Consider the following 18,955-nt stretch of genomic DNA (forward strand, 5'->3'; position numbering starts at 1 on the left):
AATGGCTGGTTTAAAACTACAGGCAGTAACCAAAAGCTGGGACGGTAAAACCCAGGTAATTAAACCGCTGACGCTGGACGTTGCGGACGGGGAGTTTATCGTAATGGTCGGGCCGTCCGGCTGCGGTAAGTCTACGCTGCTGCGGATGGTCGCCGGACTGGAGCGGGTGAGCAGCGGCGATATCTGGATTGAAAATAAGCGCGTCACCGAGATGGAGCCGAAAGATCGCGGTATTGCGATGGTGTTCCAGAATTACGCGCTCTACCCGCATATGAGTGTGGAAGAAAATATGGCCTGGGGGCTGAAAATTCGCGGCATGAGCAAAGTGCACATTGCCGAGCGTGTGAACGATGCCGCGCGTATCCTTGAGCTGAGCGAACTGCTCAAACGTCGCCCACGCGAGCTTTCCGGTGGCCAGCGTCAGCGTGTGGCGATGGGACGGGCGATTGTGCGCGAACCGGCAGTATTCCTGTTTGATGAGCCGCTTTCCAACCTTGATGCCAAGCTGCGCGTGCAGATGCGTCTGGAGTTACAACATCTGCACCGGCGACTGAAAACCACCTCACTTTACGTAACCCACGATCAGGTCGAAGCTATGACCCTTGCCCAGCGGGTACTGGTGATGAACAAAGGCGTCGCCGAACAAATCGGTACGCCGGTTGAGGTGTACGAAAAACCGGCCAGCCGCTTTGTGGCGAGCTTTATCGGCAGCCCGGCCATGAACCTTCTGGACGGGCGTATCAGCGCCACGGGCCATCATTTTGAGCTGGAGAGCGGCATGATGTTGCCCCTCGGCAAGGATTATTCGCGCCATATTGGGCGTAACATGACGCTGGGTATCCGCCCGGAGCATATTGCGCTAAGCTCGCAGGCCGAAGGCGGCGTGCCACAGGTGCTAGACACCCTGGAAATGCTGGGCGCGGATAACCTGGCCCACGGACGCTGGGGCGAGCAGAAACTGGTGGTGCGGCTGGCGCATCAGCATCGCCCGACGGCAGGCAGCACGCTGTGGCTGCATCTGCCCGAAAACCATATGCATCTCTTTGATGGCGAAACAGGACAACGAGTATGAGTAACTGGCCTTATCCCCATATTGTCGCCCATCGTGGTGGCGGTAAACTGGCCCCGGAAAACACGCTGGCGGCAATCGATGTGGGGGCGCGATTCGGGCATACCATGATCGAATTTGACGCGAAATTGTCAAAAGATGGCGAGATCTTCTTACTGCACGACGACAACCTTGAACGCACCAGCAACGGCTGGGGCGTCGCAGGGGAGCTGAACTGGCAGGATCTGCTGCGCGTTGATGCCGGGGGCTGGTTTAGCGGCGAGTTCAAAGGCGAGCCGTTGCCGTTGCTTTCTCAGGTGGCGGACCGCTGCCGTCAGCATCGCATGATGGCCAATATTGAGATTAAACCCACTACGGGTAGCGAGGCACTCACCGGCAGAGCCGTTGCGCTGGCAGCGCGTGAACTCTGGGCTGACATGACGCCGCCGCTGCTGTCATCCTTTGACATTGAGGCTCTTGAAGCTGCACAGCAGGCCGCACCGGAACTGCCGCGCGGGCTGCTGCTTGATGAATGGCGTGACGACTGGCGCGAACTCACGTCGCGGCTGGGCTGCGTTTCTCTTCATCTAAACTATACGCTGCTGGATGAAGCGCGTGTCGATGCGATACGTGATGCCGGGTTACGCATTCTGGTGTACACCGTCAACCGTCCCCAGCGCGCGGCAGAGCTATTGCGCTGGGGGGTGGATTGCATCTGTACCGATGCCATTGATGTCATTGGGCCGGATTTTCAGCCCTATTAAGGCCCAATCGTTTTTAACGGCACGTTAGGCTGCGGCGTGCTGGAGGGCTTAAGCATGTCGCCGTTCTTTTTCTCCGACAGCATTTGCTGCTGTTTATTCAGCGTGCTGTCCGGATTGCGGTTGGTGTTTAGCATCCCACCGTTGTTGTTGGGTAGCATTTGCTGTTGGCTGGTATTCAACTCCCCCGGCTGAGACTGGCGCACGCGCTGGGAGTTGGTGTTGATTTGATTTTCCATATGCTGCTGTTGCATGCGCGTCTGCGTCTGCAACTGTTGGTTCAGCATCCCTTTCTGCTGAATTTGCTGTGATTGCATTTGTGTCTGCATCCGCTGCTGACTCGGGATCTGATAACCCGGTTTATTCGGGTTGTTCATGGTGTTGATGGGCTGTGCAAAGCCTGCAAACGGCAATAGCATGGCTAAAATCAAGAGTCGTTTCATCGCTTTTCTCCTCTCGGGGATCTCTTTAGTTTACTCCTTTCTCGTCGTTACGATGGTTATTTCAGAGTTATGCACCAGGCTTAGTGGGGGCAGACCCCCGTACATCTGGAGAATAACGATGATAAAACCGACGTTTATACGCCGGGTAGCCATTGCTGCTCTGCTCTCAGGAAGCTGTTTCAGCGCGGCTGCCGCACCGGCTGCGCCGCCAGTATCATATGGCGTGGAAGAAGATGTGTTCCATCCCGTGCGCGCGCAGCAGGGGATGGTTGCCTCCGTGGATGCGATGGCCACGCAGGTTGGGGTAGATATCTTAAAGCAGGGGGGTAACGCGGTAGATGCTGCCGTGGCCGTGGGGTATGCACTGGCGGTGACGCATCCCCAGGCGGGGAACCTGGGCGGCGGTGGATTTATGCTGCTGCGCACCAAAGACGGGAATACGACCGCTATCGATTTCCGTGAAATGGCGCCGGCTAACGCCACGCGTGATATGTTCCTCGACGATCAGGGCAATCCGGACAGTAAAAAATCGCTAACCTCGCATCTGGCTTCCGGCACGCCGGGGACCGTGGCCGGATTCTCGCTGGCGCTGGAGAAATACGGCACGATGCCGCTCAACAAAGTGGTACGCCCGGCGATGAAGCTGGCGGCAGAGGGGTTTGTGGTAAACGATGCGCTGGCTGACGATCTCAAAACGTACGGCAGCGAAGTGATCCCCAACCACGAGAACAGCAAAGCTATTTTCTGGAAAGACGGCGAACCGCTAAAAAAGGGCGACAAGCTGGTACAGAAAAACCTGGCGAAAAGCCTCGAGATGATTGCCGAGAATGGCCCGGATGCGTTTTATAAAGGGGCGATTGCCGATCAGATAGCCGAGGAGATGAAGAAGAACGGCGGGCTGATGAGCAAAGTCGATTTAGCCGCTTATAAAGCCGTGGAGCGTAAACCGATTAGCGGCGACTATCGCGGATACCAGGTCTTCTCGATGCCGCCCCCGTCCTCTGGCGGTATTCATATTGTGCAGATCCTTAATATTCTCGAAAACTTCGATATGAAGAAATACGGATTTGGCAGCGCCGATGCCATGCAGGTGATGGCGGAGGCGGAGAAGTATGCTTACGCCGACCGCTCTGAATACCTTGGCGATCCGGATTTTGTGAAGGTACCGTGGCAGGCGCTGACCAACAAAGCGTATGCCAAATCGCTTGCCGAGCAGATCGATATCAATAAAGCCAAACCCTCCAGTCAGATCAAACCGGGCAAGCTTGCCCCGTACGAAAGTAACCAAACCACCCACTTCTCGGTGGTGGATAAAGACGGCAACGCCGTGGCGGTGACCTATACCCTGAACACCACCTTCGGCACCGGTATTGTGGCGGGTAACACCGGTATTCTACTCAATAACGAAATGGATGACTTCTCTGCCAAACCGGGTGTCCCGAACGTTTACGGGCTGGTGGGCGGTGATGCCAACGCGGTAGGGCCGAATAAGCGCCCGCTGTCGTCCATGTCGCCGACCATCGTAGTGAAAGACGGCAAAACCTGGCTGGTTACCGGCAGCCCTGGCGGCAGTCGTATTATCACTACTGTGCTGCAAATGGTGGTCAACAGCATTGATTTTGGAATGAACGTCGCCGAAGCCACCAATGCACCGCGTTTCCATCATCAGTGGTTGCCGGATGAGCTGCGCATCGAGAAAGGCTTCAGCCCGGACACCATCAAACTGTTGGAGCAGAAAGGGCAAAAAGTCGCGCTCAAAGAGGCGATGGGCAGCACCCAGAGCATTATGGTCGGGCCGGATGGCGCACTGTATGGCGCGTCTGACCCACGCTCCGTGGATGATTTAACGGCGGGGTACTAAGGTGAATGGCCTACATCGTGCTATACGCTGTAGGCCTTATCTGTCAGCTAGGGAACGTACTGTTGCTGTGATTCAGACCAGCGATATATGCGACTGCTTTTATCCTCAAGGTTAACACGCTCTACGTCATAAAAACCGGCGGTCTTTGCCGTGCGTATTTTCAGGATGTACTTACTTTCGCTGATGTCGTGCTGTCGTGTTCCGTCCTGATTCCAGTCCCCGGCGATATCCTGATATTGGTAAACAAGGTTGGAAAACACGTTGATTATCTTGTTGTCTTTAATCGCGTAGAGCTCCAGCACTTCATAAAATGCACCGCCGCCGGAATACGCATTTGAGTACCCGCCGCGTACCCCGAATGCCAGGGTATCGGGTGCGATCCGATAAGGGGCCAGATCCAGTTTGGTGTAATAAGCCAGCGGTTTGACGGACTCATCATCACTCTGCGCTTCGGCGTTTTCATTCCACGTTGAGAGCTGGTCCAGCGGTTTTTCTGAACGTGCGATCGGCTGCAACTGTTGATTCTGCCAGGAAAAAACGCCGAGATATAATTTATTGACGCGGCTGGTGCTGTAATTTTCCGGACAGCCGTTATCTGCGCGTTTCCTGGTTTGTTCTGCCTCTGCCTGATTATCGGCAAAACAGGCGACGCCAATGTATTTCCCGTTTTTGCCCCAGGCTTTGGCACCGGTCATAATCAGGTTTTTGGGGTCTTCATTCGGCGCAACCCAGCTAATCCATTGCGCCACCTCTAACCCTTGCGGCAGTTCACCAAACCCTTTGGCGGGCGTTGCCCCCATCATTTGCTCGGCGAAAATCTGCTTACCTTCCGGATGTTGAATGGCGTTGGGGATGGAATCCACATTTTGTACGGTCGTGGCGTAGCCGGGGGAAATCGTTGCCAGCAGAACCAGCGATAAAACCTTTTTCACGATGCGTCCTTTCAATAAAAAGGGCGAGATGACTCGCCCAACCATTACTTCACGCGCGCCATAAAGTACGCATCAACGTACTCACCGTTGCGCAGGCCATATTTCTTACCGGTCCCTTCGATTTCAAAGCCATACTTTTTGTACACCGCCACAGCAGGCTCATTATCGACAAACACCGTCAGCTCAATGCGCTCGACGCGCAGCCAGTTGTCGCACATGTCGATCATGGTGCGGATGAGCGCGCTGGCGACGCCGCGATTTTGCCAGCGGGCATCTACGCAGATCCCAAAATCAGCGACGTGACTGCGGCGCGGGCGCTGGGTGACTTCAATGCATAAGTGCCCCACGACAATATCATCAATGCAGGCAACCAGTTGTTTGACACCGGTGCGCTCGGCGAGCCGTTCTTGCCACATCTCCATGGAAGGATGAGGAACCTGTAGCGTATTGTGATACACCTCCGGCTGGGCATGGATTTGACGAATGGCGTCGTAATCTTTCTTTTCAGCGTGGCGTATCACTATCTCACTCATTCCTTATCTCCTGCAGGGTTAATTGTGTATTTACACTCGCTGAGAAAGAAAAATCCGTCAACTGCATTTTTTTGCAAAAAGAAGTAGACAAGTGCGAATGAGAATGATTATTATTGCTCTGCGTTCAGGGGAACCCTACGGAGAACCTGAAAGCACGACATTGCTCACATTGCTTCCAGTATTACTTTAGCCAGCTTTTGCTGGCTTTTTTTTTGGGGTTTTGTTTCAGCCTGGCTTACTTGCCATTTTGTCCCCGGGAAGTGCTCGTGCTCCTCACGTACATTTAGTACGCTCCGGGCCCTGCACGCTTGCCGTGAACAAACTGACCGCGACGCCGCCGGCCGATCTTGAGGCTACTGCTTTTGTAGGCCGGATAAGGCCACGCCGCATCCGGCACGATGACAGGATGGATTCAGTCTCCCCCCACTTTGCGCTATGGTGTAGGTAATCACCTTCAAAAGGATTGCCTCATGACCTTACACTGCGCATTCATTGGGTTTGGTAAAAGTACCACCCGCTACCATTTACCGTACGTTCTCAACCGCAAAGACAGCTGGCACGTGGCGCATATCTTCCGTCGTCACGCCAAGCCGGAAGAGCAGGCACCGCAATATTCACACATCCACTTTACCAGCGACCTCGACGAGGTATTAAACGATCCGCAGGTGAAGCTGGTGATCGTCTGCACACATGCAGACAGCCACTTTGAATACGCAAAGCGTGCGCTGGAAGCGGGTAAAAACGTGCTGGTGGAGAAACCGTTCACACCAACACTGGCAGAGGCAAAAGCGCTGTTCGAACTGGCGCAAAGCAAGGGGCTAATCGTTACGCCGTACCAGAATCGTCGCTTCGATTCCTGCTTCCTCACTGCCAAAAAGGCGATTGAGAGCGGCAAGTTGGGCGAGATTGTTGAAGTGGAGAGCCATTTTGACTACTACCGCCCGGTGGTGGAAACCCAGCCGGGTCTGCCGCAGGACGGCGCATTCTATGGGCTGGGCGTACACACCTTGGACCAAATTATCTCGTTGTTTGGTCGCCCCGACCACGTTGCCTATGACATCCGTAGCCTGCGCAACAAAGCGAATCCTGATGATACCTTTGAAGCGCAGCTGTTCTACGGTGACCTGAAGGCTATCGTCAAAACCAGCCACCTGGTGAAAATCGACTATCCGAAGTTTATCGTTCACGGCACTAAAGGCTCGTTTGTGAAATACGGTATCGACCAGCAGGAGACCAGCCTGAAGGCCAATATTATGCCGGGGGAACCCGGTTTTGCCGCCGATGATTCAGTGGGTGTGCTGGAATATGTCAACGATGATGGCATCACGGTGAAAGAAGAGATGAAACCGGAAGTGGGCGACTACGGCCGCGTCTATGATGCGCTGTATCAGTCGCTGATCACCGGTATGCCTAATTACGTCAAGGAATCTGACGTTCTTACTAACCTCGAGATCCTCGAGCGCGCCTTTGAACAGGCAACGCCTGCCACGATAACCCTCGCCAAATAGCGCTAAGTGACGCCTCTGGGCTTGTTCATTTTTTTTGAACAGAGGCGTCAATTTTCACCCTCTATGATCCCTGAGTGATTGAGTCCACACTGACTCCATCGAAAACATCTGGGGGTGAACACAATGATCTTCTTACGCAAAGCAAACGACCGTGGTCATGCAAATCATGGCTGGCTCGATTCCTGGCATACCTTTTCGTTTGCCAACTACTATGACCCGAATTTTATGGGGTTTTCGGCACTGCGCGTGATTAACGATGACGTGATCGACGCAGGCCAGGGCTTTGGTACGCATCCCCATAAAGACATGGAAATCCTGACCTACGTACTGGAAGGTGCGGTGGAGCATCAGGACAGCATGGGTAACAAAGAGCAGGTACCTGCAGGTGAATTCCAGATTATGAGCGCCGGGACGGGGATCCGTCACTCGGAGTACAACCCAAGCGACACCGAGAAGCTGCACCTGTATCAGATTTGGATCATCCCGCAGGAAAACGGCATTACGCCACGCTACGAGCAGCGCCGTTTTGATGCCGCGCAGGGCAAACAGCTGGTGCTGTCGCCGAATGCGCGTGACGGTTCGCTGAAGGTTTACCAGGATATGGAGCTGTACCGCTGGGCGCTGCTCAAAGATGAGCAATCGGTACATCAGATAGCCGCGGAACGCCGCGTGTGGATCCAGGTCGTGAAAGGCAATGTCACCATCAACGGAACCAAAGCGTCCACCAGTGATGGTCTGGCAATCTGGGATGAACAGGCCATTTCGATTCATGCCGACAGCGACAGCGAAGTGTTACTGTTTGACTTGCCGCCTGTATAACGTGCTGTAACCCTTGTAGGCCGGATAAGACGCGACAGCGTCGCCATCCGGCTTTTCATCGTTTGTCATTAAATCCGCACGTCCGTGGTAAACTCGGGGAATCTATCCCTTTTTAACGCTTCAGGACGATGAAAAAGAAAAGACCCGTACTTCAGGATGTAGCCGACCGCGTGGGCGTGACCAAAATGACGGTCAGTCGCTTTTTGCGCAACCCGGAGCAGGTCTCCGTGGCGCTGCGGGGCAAAATTGCCGCTGCACTTGATGAGCTGGGTTATATTCCCAATCGTGCTCCTGATATCCTTTCAAATGCTACCAGTCGTGCTATCGGCGTGCTGTTACCCTCTCTCACAAACCAGGTTTTTGCTGAAGTGTTACGCGGCATTGAGGCCGTGACTGACCGCCACGGTTATCAGACCATGCTGGCGCACTACGGCTATAAGCCCGAGATGGAGCAGGAACGTCTGGAATCAATGCTATCGTGGAATATCGATGGCCTGATCCTCACCGAACGCAGCCACACCCCGCGTACATTGAAAATGATCGAAGTGGCGGGGATCCCGGTGGTTGAACTGATGGACAGCCAGTCTCCGTGTCTTGATATCGCCGTCGGTTTTGACAACTTCGAAGCCGCCCGCCAGATGACCGCCGCCATTATCGCGCGTGGGCATCGCCACATTGCCTATCTGGGAGCGCGTCTGGATGAACGAACTATTATCAAACAGAGGGGCTACGAGCAGGCCATGCGCGACGCCGGTCTGGTGCCGTATAGCGTGATGGTGGAACAATCTTCTTCCTATTCGTCTGGCATTGAGCTTATCCGTCAGGCGCGGCGTGAATACCCGCAGCTGGACGGTGTGTTCTGTACTAACGATGACCTGGCGGTCGGGGCGGCATTTGAATGCCAGCGCTTAGGGCTGAAAATTCCGGATGATATGGCGATTGCTGGTTTCCACGGTCATGACATCGGGCAGGTGATGGAACCGCGTCTGGCGAGCGTGCTCACGCCGCGTGAACGGATGGGCAGCATTGGCGCTGAGCGTCTGCTGGCGCGTATCCGCGGTGAAGCAGTCACACCTAAAATGTTAGATTTAGGTTTCACCTTGTCACCGGGCGGATCTATTTAAGCCGACAAGTTTGACGTAGCTCACACTTATACACTTCGAGCACGAATGGATATTGCTTCTCCATTTGTCCGGCTGGACAATGTTACCGATAACAGTTACCCGTAACAATTCCTGATTCTTGTACCAGTGGGGGCAACGCTTTGAGCACGACTAATCATGATCACCACGTTTACGTTCTGATGGGCGTATCGGGCAGCGGTAAATCTGCTGTCGCCAGCGAAGTGGCGCATCAACTGCAGGCCGCGTTTCTTGATGGCGATTTTCTCCATCCGCGCAGCAACATCACGAAAATGGCCGCCGGTGAGCCGTTGAACGACGACGACCGTAAGCCGTGGTTACAGGCGCTCAATGATGCCGCCTTTGCGATGCAGCGTACCAACAAGGTCTCGCTGATCGTGTGTTCTGCGCTGAAAAAACACTATCGCGACCTGCTTCGCGAAGGCAATCCGAATCTCTCTTTCATCTACCTGAAAGGGGACTTCGACGTGATTGAAAGCCGCCTGAAAGCGCGCAAAGGTCACTTCTTCAAAACGCAGATGCTGGTTACCCAGTTTGATGCGCTGGAAGAACCGGGTGCGGACGAAAGCGATGTACTGGTGGTGGATATCGATCAACCACTGGACGGTGTGGTAGCGAGCACCATTGAGGTTATAAACCAAGGCAGTAAGTAGTGACTACATTAACGCTTGTTTTAACAGCAGTAGGGTCTGTTTTATTACTGCTGTTTTTAGTAATGAAGGCGCGTATGCACGCCTTCGTTGCTTTGATGGTGGTGTCTATTGGTGCAGGTCTCTTTTCCGGTATGCCGCTCGATAAAATCGCGGCCACCATGGAAAAAGGGATGGGGGGCACGCTGGGCTTCCTGGCGATTGTGGTCGCTCTCGGTGCCATGTTCGGTAAGATTTTGCATGAAACGGGCGCGGTCGATCAGATTGCCGTCAAAATGCTGAAATCCTTTGGTCACAGTCGCGCGCACTATGCGATTGGCCTGGCCGGTCTGATTTGCGCATTACCGTTGTTCTTTGAAGTGGCGATTGTGCTGCTGATAAGCGTGGCGTTCTCGATGGCGCGCCACACCGGTACCAACCTGGTTAAGCTGGTCATTCCGCTGTTTGCGGGCGTGGCGGCAGCGGCGGCGTTTCTGCTGCCGGGGCCCGCACCGATGCTGCTGGCTTCTCAGATGCACGCCGACTTTGGCTGGATGATCCTGATTGGCCTGTGTGCGGCGATCCCGGGCATGATTATCGCCGGGCCGCTGTGGGGCAATTTTATCAGCCGTTACGTTGAGCTGCACGTGCCGGAAGACATTACCGAGCCGCATCTGGGTGAAGGCAAAATGCCGTCCTTCGGCTTCAGCCTGTCGCTGATCCTGCTGCCGCTGGTACTGGTGGGTCTGAAAACCATCGCCGCACGCTTTGTGCCGGTCGGTTCTTCAACCTACGAATGGTTCGAGTTTATCGGTCACCCGTTCACCGCTATTCTGGTGGCGTGCCTGGTGGCGATTTACGGCCTGGCCATTCGCCAGGGGATGCCAAAAGACAAAGTGATGGAGATCTGCGGTCATGCGCTGCAACCGGCGGGGATTATTCTGCTGGTGATCGGTGCTGGTGGCGTATTCAAGCAGGTGCTGGTGGATTCTGGTGTCGGTCCGGCACTGGGTGAAGCATTAACCGGAATGGGCCTGCCGATTGCCATCACCTGCTTTGTGCTGGCAGCGGCGGTGCGTATCATTCAGGGTTCTGCAACCGTGGCCTGCTTAACGGCGGTCGGTCTGGTGATGCCGGTGATTGAACAGCTGAACTTCTCCGGCGCGCAGATGGCGGCCCTGTCTATCTGTATCGCGGGTGGCTCTATCGTGGTCAGTCACGTGAATGACGCCGGTTTCTGGCTGTTCGGTAAGTTCACTGGTGCGACCGAAGCGCAAACGCTGAAGACCTGGACGATGATGGAAACCATCCTCGGCACGGTCGGTGCAATTGTCGGTATGATTGCTTTCCAGCTATTGAGCTGAGGGCATTGCCCGGTGGCGCTTGCGCTTACCGGGCCTACAAACGAGCACATTTCCACACCGTAGACCGGGTAAGCGCTACCCGGCTTTTTTATAGCACGACCAACCCTTCTTCTGTTTTCAGCCAGCGCGGTGCTTTTAGCGTATCGGCGAAATATTCCACCAGATCCTGCAGTAAGTCACCCGCCACGCGTTCCATCTCGTCAGACAGCGTTTTACTCATCAGCAGGTGCGTTAATAACTGACAGTAGCGCCCCATCTGGTCGGGTTCAGGCTCAAAGAGCGGAGAACGGGTGGGGAATGTTTCCACCGTCAGGCTGGCTTGCAGGTGATGCGGTACAGGTTCCGTTAAGGTTGGTTGCAATAGTGCCAGACAGGCCGACAGCCGCGCACAAATAGCCAGTTTTTCAACCGGGTCATGGCATTCAACAAGTCCTTCGACAAAACGCTCGCAGTTATCCGCCAGCTCGGTGAAATCTGTGGCATGGCTAAAGGGCAGGGTAAATAAAGAGTGTGAAAAGAGAGGGGTAGTCGCCATAGGGCAGCCTCCAATGAGTCAAATTTTACCACCACCTAAGGGACCAACCTTTTGGTGGCGGGCTGAACGGAGTTGGTCCTACCGGCCTCATTGGATACCGGCGCGTCTTACGACGCCACCGTCCAGCCCACCATAGAGGTGTAACTGGTCGCACGATAAAAGTGATTTTATCGCGAATGAGGTAATCAGGGGACCAATCCCGGCACCTGATTTTGCAGGAGCAGCGAGAAGATAATGCTAATCCGCGATGCTGACAAGAGCGTATTCCGGAAGGCGCTTCGCAGAAATGAAAATACGTTTTCTCAGCGGTTTAAAAGCATAAGGAATACCTGGCATTACAGCGCAATGCCGTTCAGTTAAGCATGTAGGGTGAACATGTGATTATTGCTCAGGGTTCCGTTCACCTGAGTGGTGTCATTTCTCTGAAGCGCTGATGCCCGTGAACGTGCAAGGGAGGCTCACCGCCGCCTCCCTTGCAACCCAGGCTCCCGGCGGGAAAATCGTCGCTACGCGAGTTATTCGTCTTATTCCGTCTGCCTGTCGGGTCGGGGCCGAGCCTGCATCCATGCAGGCCGTCCCCTCTGCCCGCATCCCTGCGGGCAGACCCGGTCAGCCGTCAACACCTCATCGATTTTCAGCCGGACCAGGGTGTTGCTTCAGCGCTCTGGCTTTCAGCTATATCCGTTTTGCTGTTCAGAGGTATTCAAGTAAAAGCTCAGGTGGTCAGGTGGTCAGGTGTGGGCTGGTCCGGCTGAAAATTGCCGACGCGTTTCCGTAAGGCCGGGAGAACCCGCAGGGATGCGGGTTCAGGGCGCGTTTTACATGGACGCTGCCTCGCGCCCGGCCCGGTAGCCTGGAGGAATAAGTGAACGGAACCGTTCTCTGAAATACCATGCTCTCCAGCTTCAAAACGGTTGCCCGGTGGCGCTTGCGCTTACCGGGCCTACAAACGAGCACACATCCACATCGTAGGCCGGGTCAGGCGAAGCCGCCACCCGGCGTAATATGAGTGCGTCACCCCTTCATCCACATCCGTACGCCATCGAGGAACATCTGGGTTGCCATCATCACCAGAATCAGCCCCATCAGGCGCTCGAGCGCGTTAACCCCTTTCTCACCCAGCAGGCGCAGGAACAGCGACGACTGCAATAAAATCACAAACGTTCCGCCCCAGGCGATCAGCAGGGCAATCACCAGATGTCCCATCTGATTCGGGTACTGATGCGACAACAGCATCAACGACGCCAGGATGGTGGGGCCCGCCACCAGCGGAATGGCCAGCGGAACGATAAACGGCTCTTCGCCTGCGGGCAGTCCGGTGCTGTTACCGGTGGCGCTGGGGAAAATCATCTTGATGGCGATCAGGAACAAAATGATGCCCCCGGAGATCGACACGGTTTCCGCGCGCAGGTTAAGAAATGCCAGAATTTTCTCGCCCGCAAACAGGAATATCAGCATCACCAGCAGCGCAATAAACAGCTCGCGAATCATAATTGCGCGACGGCGTTTCGGTTCAGTATGTTTCAATACGGACATGAAAATGGGCAGATTTCCGAGCGGATCCATAATCAGGATCAATAAAACTGCCGCTGAAATGATTTCATTCATAACTCAAATTCCCTGATAATTACCGCGGACTTTCTGCTTGCGAGCGCAGCGGGATAAGTCGCATTACTGATGGCTTCGCTATCATTGATTAATTTCACTTGCGACTTTGGCTGCTTTTTGTATGGTGAAGGATACGTCACAGGATAATGGCGTACATACACAGCACACATCTCTGCAGGAAAAAACGCTATGAAAAATGTTGGTTTTATCGGCTGGCGCGGTATGGTCGGCTCTGTACTCATGCAACGCATGGTAGAAGAACGCGACTTCGACGCCATTCGCCCTGTTTTCTTTTCTACTTCCCAGCTTGGGCAGGCGGCACCGACGTTTGGTGCGACCTCCACCGGCATGCTTCAGGATGCATTTGATCTCGATGCGCTGAAGGCGCTCGACATTATTGTGACCTGTCAGGGCGGCGATTATACCAACGAAATCTATCCAAAGCTTCGTGAAAGCGGTTGGCAGGGTTACTGGATTGACGCGGCCTCTTCACTGCGCATGAAAGACGATGCCATCATTATTCTCGATCCGGTTAACCAGAATGTGATCACCGATGGCCTGAACAACGGCATCAAGACGTTTGTCGGCGGTAACTGCACCGTTAGCCTGATGCTGATGTCACTCGGCGGTCTGTTCGCCAACGATCTGGTGGACTGGGTGTCCGTGGCGACCTACCAGGCGGCTTCCGGCGGCGGCGCGCGTCATATGCGTGAACTGCTGTCGCAGATGGGCCATCTGTATAGCCATGTGGCCGATGAACTGGCGACCCCTTCTTCTGCTATCCTCGATATCGAACGTAAAGTGACAACCCTGTCCCGTAGCGGCTCCCTGCCGGTTGATAACTTTGGCGTCCCGCTGGCCGGGAGCCTGATTCCGTGGATCGACAAACAGCTCGATAACGGCCAGAGCCGCGAAGAGTGGAAAGGGCAGGCGGAAACCAACAAAATTCTTAACACGTCTTCCGTGATCCCGGTGGATGGTCTGTGCGTGCGCGTCGGCGCACTGCGCTGCCACAGCCAGGCGTTCACGATTAAACTGAAAAAAGATGTGTCGATTCCGACCGTGGAAGAACTGCTGGCTGCGCACAATCCGTGGGCGAAAGTGGTGCCAAACGATAGGGATATCACCATGCGTGAGTTAACCCCAGCGGCCGTTACCGGTACGTTGACCACGCCAGTCGGTCGTCTGCGTAAGCTGAATATGGGGCCGGAGTTCCTGTCAGCCTTTACCGTGGGCGATCAGCTGCTCTGGGGTGCTGCGGAACCATTGCGCCGGATGCTGCGTCAGCTAGCGTAATGCGGGACTGCCGGATAAGCATATCGCCATCCGGCAGACACAGACCGTGTTTAAACATTGGGTGCTGAGTCGCCCTTTTTTTTGCGTAATACAGGAGTAAGCGCAGATGTTTCATTTTTTACCGGGAGTAAGATAAAGCATTGGCTATTCTTTAAGAGTGACTTAATACCGGAGGTATTAAGTTGTTGCCTGAAGGTGGGACGACGCAGAGAGGATGCACAATTGTGCTGCGTCGTTCAGGTCAAAAAAAGTGTCACTACCTGATGTCGAAAATCAGTTGGAAGGGGTGACACCATAAAACAGGATGACAACCATGTCCGTTCGTATCGATAGAGACGTGATTAATGCGCTAATTGCAGGCCATTTTGCGGATCCTTTTTCCGTACTCGGTATGCACCAAACTGACGCCGGACTTGAAGTCCGTGCTCTTTTACCTGACGCCACCGAAGTGTGGGTGATCGAACCAAAAACCGGACGCAAAGTCGGCAAGCTGGATTGCCTCGACCCTCGCGGTTTTTTCTGTGCTGTAATTCCCCGCCGTAAAAATTTCTTTCGCTATCAGCTGGCTGTTGTCTGGCATGGACAGCAGAATCTGATCGATGACCCTTACCGTTTTGGCCCGCTTATTCAGGATATGGACGCCTGGCTGTTGTCCGAAGGGACGCATCTGCGCCCGTACGAAACGCTGGGCGCACATGCGGATACCATGGACGGCGTGACCGGCACGCGTTTTTCCGTCTGGGCACCGAACGCACGACGCGTTTCGGTAGTAGGGCAGTTCAACTACTGGGACGGTCGCCGCCACCCTATGCGCCTGCGCAAAGAGAGCGGAATCTGGGAGCTGTTTATCCCCGGTGCACAGCAGGGGCAGCTGTACAAATACGAGATGATCGATGCCAACGGTCATTTGCGTGTTAAAGCCGACCCGTATGCCTTTGAAGCGCAAATGCGTCCGGAAACGGCGTCGGTGATCTGCGGTTTGCCCGAAAAAGTGGTGCAAACGGAGGAACGCAAAAAAGCCAACCAGTTTGATGCGCCGATCTCTATCTACGAAGTGCATTTGGGCTCGTGGCGTCGCCATACGGACAACAACTTCTGGCTGAGCTATCGCGAACTGGCGGATCAACTGATCCCCTATGTGAAGTGGATGGGCTTTACCCATATTGAGCTGTTGCCGATTAGCGAGCACCCGTTTGACGGCAGTTGGGGCTACCAACCGACCGGCATGTATGCGCCGACCCGACGCTTCGGCACGCGCGATGACTTCCGCTATTTTGTGAATGCCGCGCATCAGGCGGGGCTGAACGTGATCCTCGACTGGGTACCCGGTCACTTCCCATCGGATGACTTCGGCCTGGCTCAGTTTGACGGTACCAGCTTGTATGAGCACAGCGACCCGCGCGAAGGCTATCACCAGGACTGGAACACGCTGATCTACAACTACGGTCGCCGTGAAGTCAGTAATTATCTGGTAGGTAACGCCCTGTACTGGATTGAGCGCTTTGGTATTGACGCGCTGCGCGTGGATGCCGTGGCGTCGATGATTTACCGTGATTACAGCCGCAAAGACGGCGAGTGGATCCCGAACGAATTCGGCGGGCGTGAGAACCTCGAAGCCATCGAATTTTTGCGTAATACCAACCGTATTCTTGGCGAACAGGTACCGGGCGCGGTGAGTATGGCGGAAGAATCGACCGATTTTGCCGGTGTATCAAGACCGCAGGACATGGGCGGCTTAGGTTTCTGGTACAAGTGGAACCTCGGCTGGATGCACGACACGCTGGACTACATGAAGCTGGACCCGGTTTATCGCCAGCACCATCACGATAAGCTGACCTTCGGCATGCTGTACAACTACACCGAGAACTTTGTGCTGCCGCTGTCACACGATGAAGTGGTGCACGGTAAGAAATCGATCCTCGACCGCATGCCGGGCGATGCGTGGCAGAAGTTTGCCAACCTGCGCGCCTACTATGGCTGGATGTGGGCCTTCCCGGGTAAGAAGCTGCTGTTTATGGGTAATGAGTTTGCCCAGGGCCGTGAATGGAACCACGACGCCAGCCTCGACTGGCATCTGCTGGAGGGGGGGGATAACTGGCATCACGGCGTACAGCGTCTGGTGCGCGACCTGAACCACACTTATCGTCATCACAAAGCGCTGCATGAACTCGACTTTGACGGCTATGGTTTTGAATGGCTGGTGGTCGATGACAACGAACGGTCGGTGCTGATTTTTGTTCGTCGTGATAACGCCGGTAATGAAATCATTGTTGCCAGCAACTTTACGCCGGTACCTCGCCACGGCTACCGCTTTGGCATCAATCAACCGGGCAAATGGCGAGAAATCCTCAACACAGACTCGATGCATTACCACGGTAGCAATACCGGCAACGGCGGCGCAGTACAAAGCGATGAAATTGCCAGCCACGGTCGCCAGCATTCACTGAGCCTGACGTTGCCGCCGCTGGCCACGATTTGGCTGATGCGGGAGGGGTGATGACACAACTGGCAACCGGCAATGCCACCCCCCATGGTGCAACGTATGACGGCCATGGCGTTAATTTCACCCTTTTTTCGGCGCATGCCGAGCGCGTCGAACTGTGCATATTCGATGAGCAAGGCTGTGAGCATCGCTATGATTTGCCGGGGCGTAGCGGTGATGTCTGGCACGGCTATCTGGCCGATGCCCGGCCCGGTTTGCGCTACGGTTACCGCGTACATGGTCCGTGGCAGCCGCAGCAGGGACACCGTTTTAACCCGGCGAAACTGCTGATTGACCCCTGTGCGCGCCGGGTCGACGGCGAGTTAAAAGATAACCCGCTGCTGCACGGTGGAATGAACGAACCGGATCATCACGATAACGCGGCGATTGCCCTGAAAAGCGTGGTGGTGTCAGACCATTATGACTGGGAAGACGATGCCCCGCCGCGCACGCCGTGGGGCAATACCGTTATCTACGAAGCGCATGTTAAAGGGCTGACGTATCTGCACCCGGACATTCCGCAACAGATTCGCGGCACTTACAAAGCGCTCGGTCATCCGGTGATGATCGACTATTTCAAGCGTCTCGGCATTACTGCGCTGGAACTGCTGCCCGTGGTGCATTTCGCCAGCGAGCCGCGACTGCAGCGGCTGGGGCTGTCGAACTACTGGGGCTACAACCCGGTAGCCATGTTTGCACTGCATCCGGCCTATGCTTGCTCACCTGAACACGCGCTGGATGAGTTTCGCGATGCCGTCAAAGCGCTACACAAAGCGGGGATTGAGGTCATTCTCGATATCGTTTTGAACCACAGCGCTGAGCTGGATCTTGAAGGGCCAGTCTTCTCCCTGCGCGGAATTGATAACCGTAGCTATTATTGGATCAGGGACGATGGTGATTACTACAACTGGACCGGCTGTGGGAACACCCTCAACCTGAGCCATCCCGGTGTCGTGGAGTATGCGTGCGAATGCCTGCGCTATTGGGTGGAAACCTGCCATGTGGACGGTTTTCGTTTTGATTTAGCATCCGTCATGGGGCGTACGCCTGCGTTTCGTCAGGATGCGCCGCTGTTTACCGCAATCCAAAACTGCCCGCTGCTTTCAGGCGTTAAGCTGATTGCGGAGCCATGGGATATCGGTGAAGGCGGGTATCAGGTTGGGAATTTTCCCCCGCCGTTTGCTGAGTGGAATGACCATTTCCGCGATGCAAGTCGACGCTTCTGGCTCCAGCGTAATCTGCCCCTTGGGGAGTTTGCCGGACGTTTTGCGGCTTCCAGCGACATGTTTAAACACCCTGGTCGCAAACCCAGCGCATCGGTCAATCTGGTGACGGCGCACGATGGTTTTACGCTGCGTGACTGTGTGTGCTTCACAAATAAGCACAATGAAGCGAATGGTGAGGAAAATCGCGACGGCACTAGCAATAACTACAGCGACAATCATGGTAAAGAAGGATTAGGCGGCACGCTGGACCTGATTGAACGGCGACGCGACAGCATGCATGCCCTGTTGACGACGTTGCTGCTTTCTCAGGGTACACCGATGTTGCTGGCGGGAGATGAACATGGTCATAGCCAGCACGGTAACAATAACGCTTACTGCCAGGATAACGCCTTAACCTGGCTGGACTGGCAGCAGGCAAACAGCGGGCTAACCACATTCACCGCCGCGTTGATTCATCTTCGCCAGCAGATCCCTGCCTTAACAGACGATCGCTGGTGGGAAGAGGGCGACGGCAATGTGCGTTGGCTGAACCGATACGCACAACCCTTAAGTGCGGATGAGTGGCAAAACGGCCCGAGGCAGATGCAGATCCTGCTCTCAGACCGTTTTCTGATCGTGATAAACGCCACGCTTGAGGTGACAGATATCGTTTTACCTGAAGGGGAATGGCATGCCGTTCCTCCATTTGCCGGAGAGGATAATCCGGTTATTACGGCTGTCTGGCAGGGACCTGCGCACGGACTGTGTGTGTTCCAAAGATGATAAAAA

The 18,955-nt window shown here is 54.8% G+C and carries 16 protein-coding genes; 11 read left to right on the forward strand and 5 right to left on the reverse strand.

The window, feature by feature from the left end; all coding sequences use genetic code 11:
* The first annotated feature begins 1 nt into the window (after position 1).
* Both IB214_RS01315 and ugpQ read left to right on the forward strand, forming a co-directional pair.
* Entirely contained in the window at positions 2-1,072 is a 1,071-nt protein-coding gene (locus IB214_RS01315) for a sn-glycerol-3-phosphate import ATP-binding protein UgpC (RefSeq protein ID WP_117342478.1), read from the forward strand.
* On the forward strand, positions 1,069-1,812 hold the full coding sequence (gene ugpQ, locus IB214_RS01320) for a glycerophosphodiester phosphodiesterase (RefSeq protein ID WP_115257276.1): 744 nt from the start codon (positions 1,069-1,071) through the stop codon (positions 1,810-1,812). Before IB214_RS01315 ends, ugpQ begins: the two co-directional genes overlap by 4 nt.
* Here the strand turns inward: ugpQ and IB214_RS01325 are convergent.
* Positions 1,809-2,252, reverse strand: a complete 444-nt coding sequence (locus IB214_RS01325; RefSeq protein ID WP_115257277.1) for a DUF2756 family protein — start codon at positions 2,250-2,252, stop codon at positions 1,809-1,811. The two genes, ugpQ and IB214_RS01325, sit on opposite strands and share 4 nt — an antisense overlap.
* Positions 2,253-2,370: 118 nt before the next feature.
* On the opposite strand from IB214_RS01325, the gene ggt reads away from it, so the two are divergent.
* Entirely contained in the window at positions 2,371-4,113 is a 1,743-nt protein-coding gene (gene ggt / locus IB214_RS01330; RefSeq protein ID WP_117342477.1) for a gamma-glutamyltransferase, read from the forward strand.
* 47 nt (positions 4,114-4,160) lie between these two features.
* Here the strand turns inward: ggt and IB214_RS01335 are convergent, their stop codons facing one another.
* Together IB214_RS01335 and yhhY are read right to left on the reverse strand one after the other, a co-directional pair.
* On the reverse strand, positions 4,161-5,045 hold the full coding sequence (locus IB214_RS01335) for a hypothetical protein (protein ID WP_117342612.1): 885 nt from the start codon (positions 5,043-5,045) through the stop codon (positions 4,161-4,163).
* 44 nt (positions 5,046-5,089) lie between these two features.
* Positions 5,090-5,578 carry an N-acetyltransferase gene (gene yhhY / locus IB214_RS01340; RefSeq protein ID WP_096759242.1) on the reverse strand — a complete coding sequence of 163 codons (489 nt, stop codon included), beginning with the start codon at positions 5,576-5,578 and terminating at the stop codon, positions 5,090-5,092.
* Positions 5,579-6,048: 470 nt separating this feature from the next.
* On the opposite strand from yhhY, the gene IB214_RS01345 reads away from it, so the two are divergent.
* The 5 genes from IB214_RS01345 (at position 6,049) to gntU (ending at position 11,040) form a co-directional block, all read left to right on the forward strand.
* On the forward strand, positions 6,049-7,086 hold the full coding sequence (locus IB214_RS01345; protein ID WP_117342476.1) for an oxidoreductase: 1,038 nt from the start codon (positions 6,049-6,051) through the stop codon (positions 7,084-7,086).
* 123 nt (positions 7,087-7,209) lie between these two features.
* Positions 7,210-7,905: a quercetin 2,3-dioxygenase gene (yhhW, locus tag IB214_RS01350; protein WP_117342475.1), complete on the forward strand. Its 696-nt coding sequence runs from the start codon at positions 7,210-7,212 to the stop codon at positions 7,903-7,905.
* Between the two features lie 128 nt (positions 7,906-8,033).
* Positions 8,034-9,029 (forward strand): gluconate operon transcriptional repressor GntR, encoded by a 996-nt coding sequence (gntR, locus tag IB214_RS01355; protein WP_096759245.1) that lies wholly within the window; start codon positions 8,034-8,036, stop codon positions 9,027-9,029.
* A 140-nt stretch (positions 9,030-9,169) separates the two neighbouring features.
* A complete protein-coding gene (gntK, locus tag IB214_RS01360; protein ID WP_096759246.1) occupies positions 9,170-9,700 on the forward strand; it encodes a gluconokinase in 531 nt (176 codons plus the stop codon).
* Positions 9,700-11,040 (forward strand): gluconate transporter, encoded by a 1,341-nt coding sequence (gntU, locus tag IB214_RS01365; protein ID WP_115257284.1) that lies wholly within the window; start codon positions 9,700-9,702, stop codon positions 11,038-11,040. The genes gntK and gntU overlap by 1 nt, the downstream gene beginning before the upstream one ends.
* An 88-nt stretch (positions 11,041-11,128) precedes the next feature.
* On the opposite strand, the gene IB214_RS01370 is transcribed toward gntU, so the two are convergent.
* A complete protein-coding gene (locus tag IB214_RS01370; protein ID WP_117342474.1) occupies positions 11,129-11,575 on the reverse strand; it encodes a hypothetical protein in 447 nt (148 codons plus the stop codon).
* A gap of 1,014 nt (positions 11,576-12,589) precedes the next feature.
* Positions 12,590-13,183, reverse strand: coding sequence for an NAAT family transporter YhgN (yhgN, locus tag IB214_RS01375; RefSeq protein WP_003023480.1), 594 nt, complete (start codon positions 13,181-13,183; stop codon positions 12,590-12,592).
* Between the two features lie 189 nt (positions 13,184-13,372).
* Here yhgN and asd point away from each other — a divergent pair, with 189 nt between their 5' ends.
* The 3 genes from asd to glgX all read left to right on the forward strand — a co-directional run bounded on the left by asd (position 13,373) and on the right by glgX (position 18,949).
* On the forward strand, positions 13,373-14,479 hold the full coding sequence (gene asd / locus IB214_RS01380) for an aspartate-semialdehyde dehydrogenase (RefSeq protein WP_096759248.1): 1,107 nt from the start codon (positions 13,373-13,375) through the stop codon (positions 14,477-14,479).
* 313 nt (positions 14,480-14,792) lie between these two features.
* Positions 14,793-16,976: a 1,4-alpha-glucan branching enzyme gene (gene glgB / locus IB214_RS01385; RefSeq protein ID WP_117342472.1), complete on the forward strand. Its 2,184-nt coding sequence runs from the start codon at positions 14,793-14,795 to the stop codon at positions 16,974-16,976.
* Positions 16,976-18,949: a glycogen debranching protein GlgX gene (glgX, locus tag IB214_RS01390; protein ID WP_117342471.1), complete on the forward strand. Its 1,974-nt coding sequence runs from the start codon at positions 16,976-16,978 to the stop codon at positions 18,947-18,949. The genes glgB and glgX overlap by 1 nt, the downstream gene beginning before the upstream one ends.
* Positions 18,950-18,955 lie beyond the last annotated feature (6 nt).

Source organism: Citrobacter sp. C1 (assembly GCF_014596895.2).
In the GTDB taxonomy this organism is placed as follows: domain Bacteria; phylum Pseudomonadota; class Gammaproteobacteria; order Enterobacterales; family Enterobacteriaceae; genus Citrobacter; species Citrobacter gillenii.

Excerpts from the sequence above, each read along its gene's own strand:
- yhgN (WP_003023480.1), bottom strand. The coding sequence starts at position 13,183 with ATGAATGAAATCATTTCAGCGGCAGTTTTATTGATCCTGATTATGGAT.
- IB214_RS01345 (WP_117342476.1), top strand. The coding sequence starts at position 6,049 with ATGACCTTACACTGCGCATTCATTGGGTTTGGTAAAAGTACCACCCGC.
- IB214_RS01325 (WP_115257277.1), bottom strand. The coding sequence starts at position 2,252 with ATGAAACGACTCTTGATTTTAGCCATGCTATTGCCGTTTGCAGGCTTT.
- asd (WP_096759248.1), top strand. The coding sequence starts at position 13,373 with ATGAAAAATGTTGGTTTTATCGGCTGGCGCGGTATGGTCGGCTCTGTA.
- ggt (WP_117342477.1), top strand. The coding sequence starts at position 2,371 with ATGATAAAACCGACGTTTATACGCCGGGTAGCCATTGCTGCTCTGCTC.
- IB214_RS01370 (WP_117342474.1), bottom strand. The coding sequence starts at position 11,575 with ATGGCGACTACCCCTCTCTTTTCACACTCTTTATTTACCCTGCCCTTT.
- glgX (WP_117342471.1), top strand. The coding sequence starts at position 16,976 with ATGACACAACTGGCAACCGGCAATGCCACCCCCCATGGTGCAACGTAT.
- glgB (WP_117342472.1), top strand. The coding sequence starts at position 14,793 with ATGTCCGTTCGTATCGATAGAGACGTGATTAATGCGCTAATTGCAGGC.
- ugpQ (WP_115257276.1), top strand. The coding sequence starts at position 1,069 with ATGAGTAACTGGCCTTATCCCCATATTGTCGCCCATCGTGGTGGCGGT.
- gntR (WP_096759245.1), top strand. The coding sequence starts at position 8,034 with ATGAAAAAGAAAAGACCCGTACTTCAGGATGTAGCCGACCGCGTGGGC.
- IB214_RS01315 (WP_117342478.1), top strand. The coding sequence starts at position 2 with ATGGCTGGTTTAAAACTACAGGCAGTAACCAAAAGCTGGGACGGTAAA.
- yhhY (WP_096759242.1), bottom strand. The coding sequence starts at position 5,578 with ATGAGTGAGATAGTGATACGCCACGCTGAAAAGAAAGATTACGACGCC.
- yhhW (WP_117342475.1), top strand. The coding sequence starts at position 7,210 with ATGATCTTCTTACGCAAAGCAAACGACCGTGGTCATGCAAATCATGGC.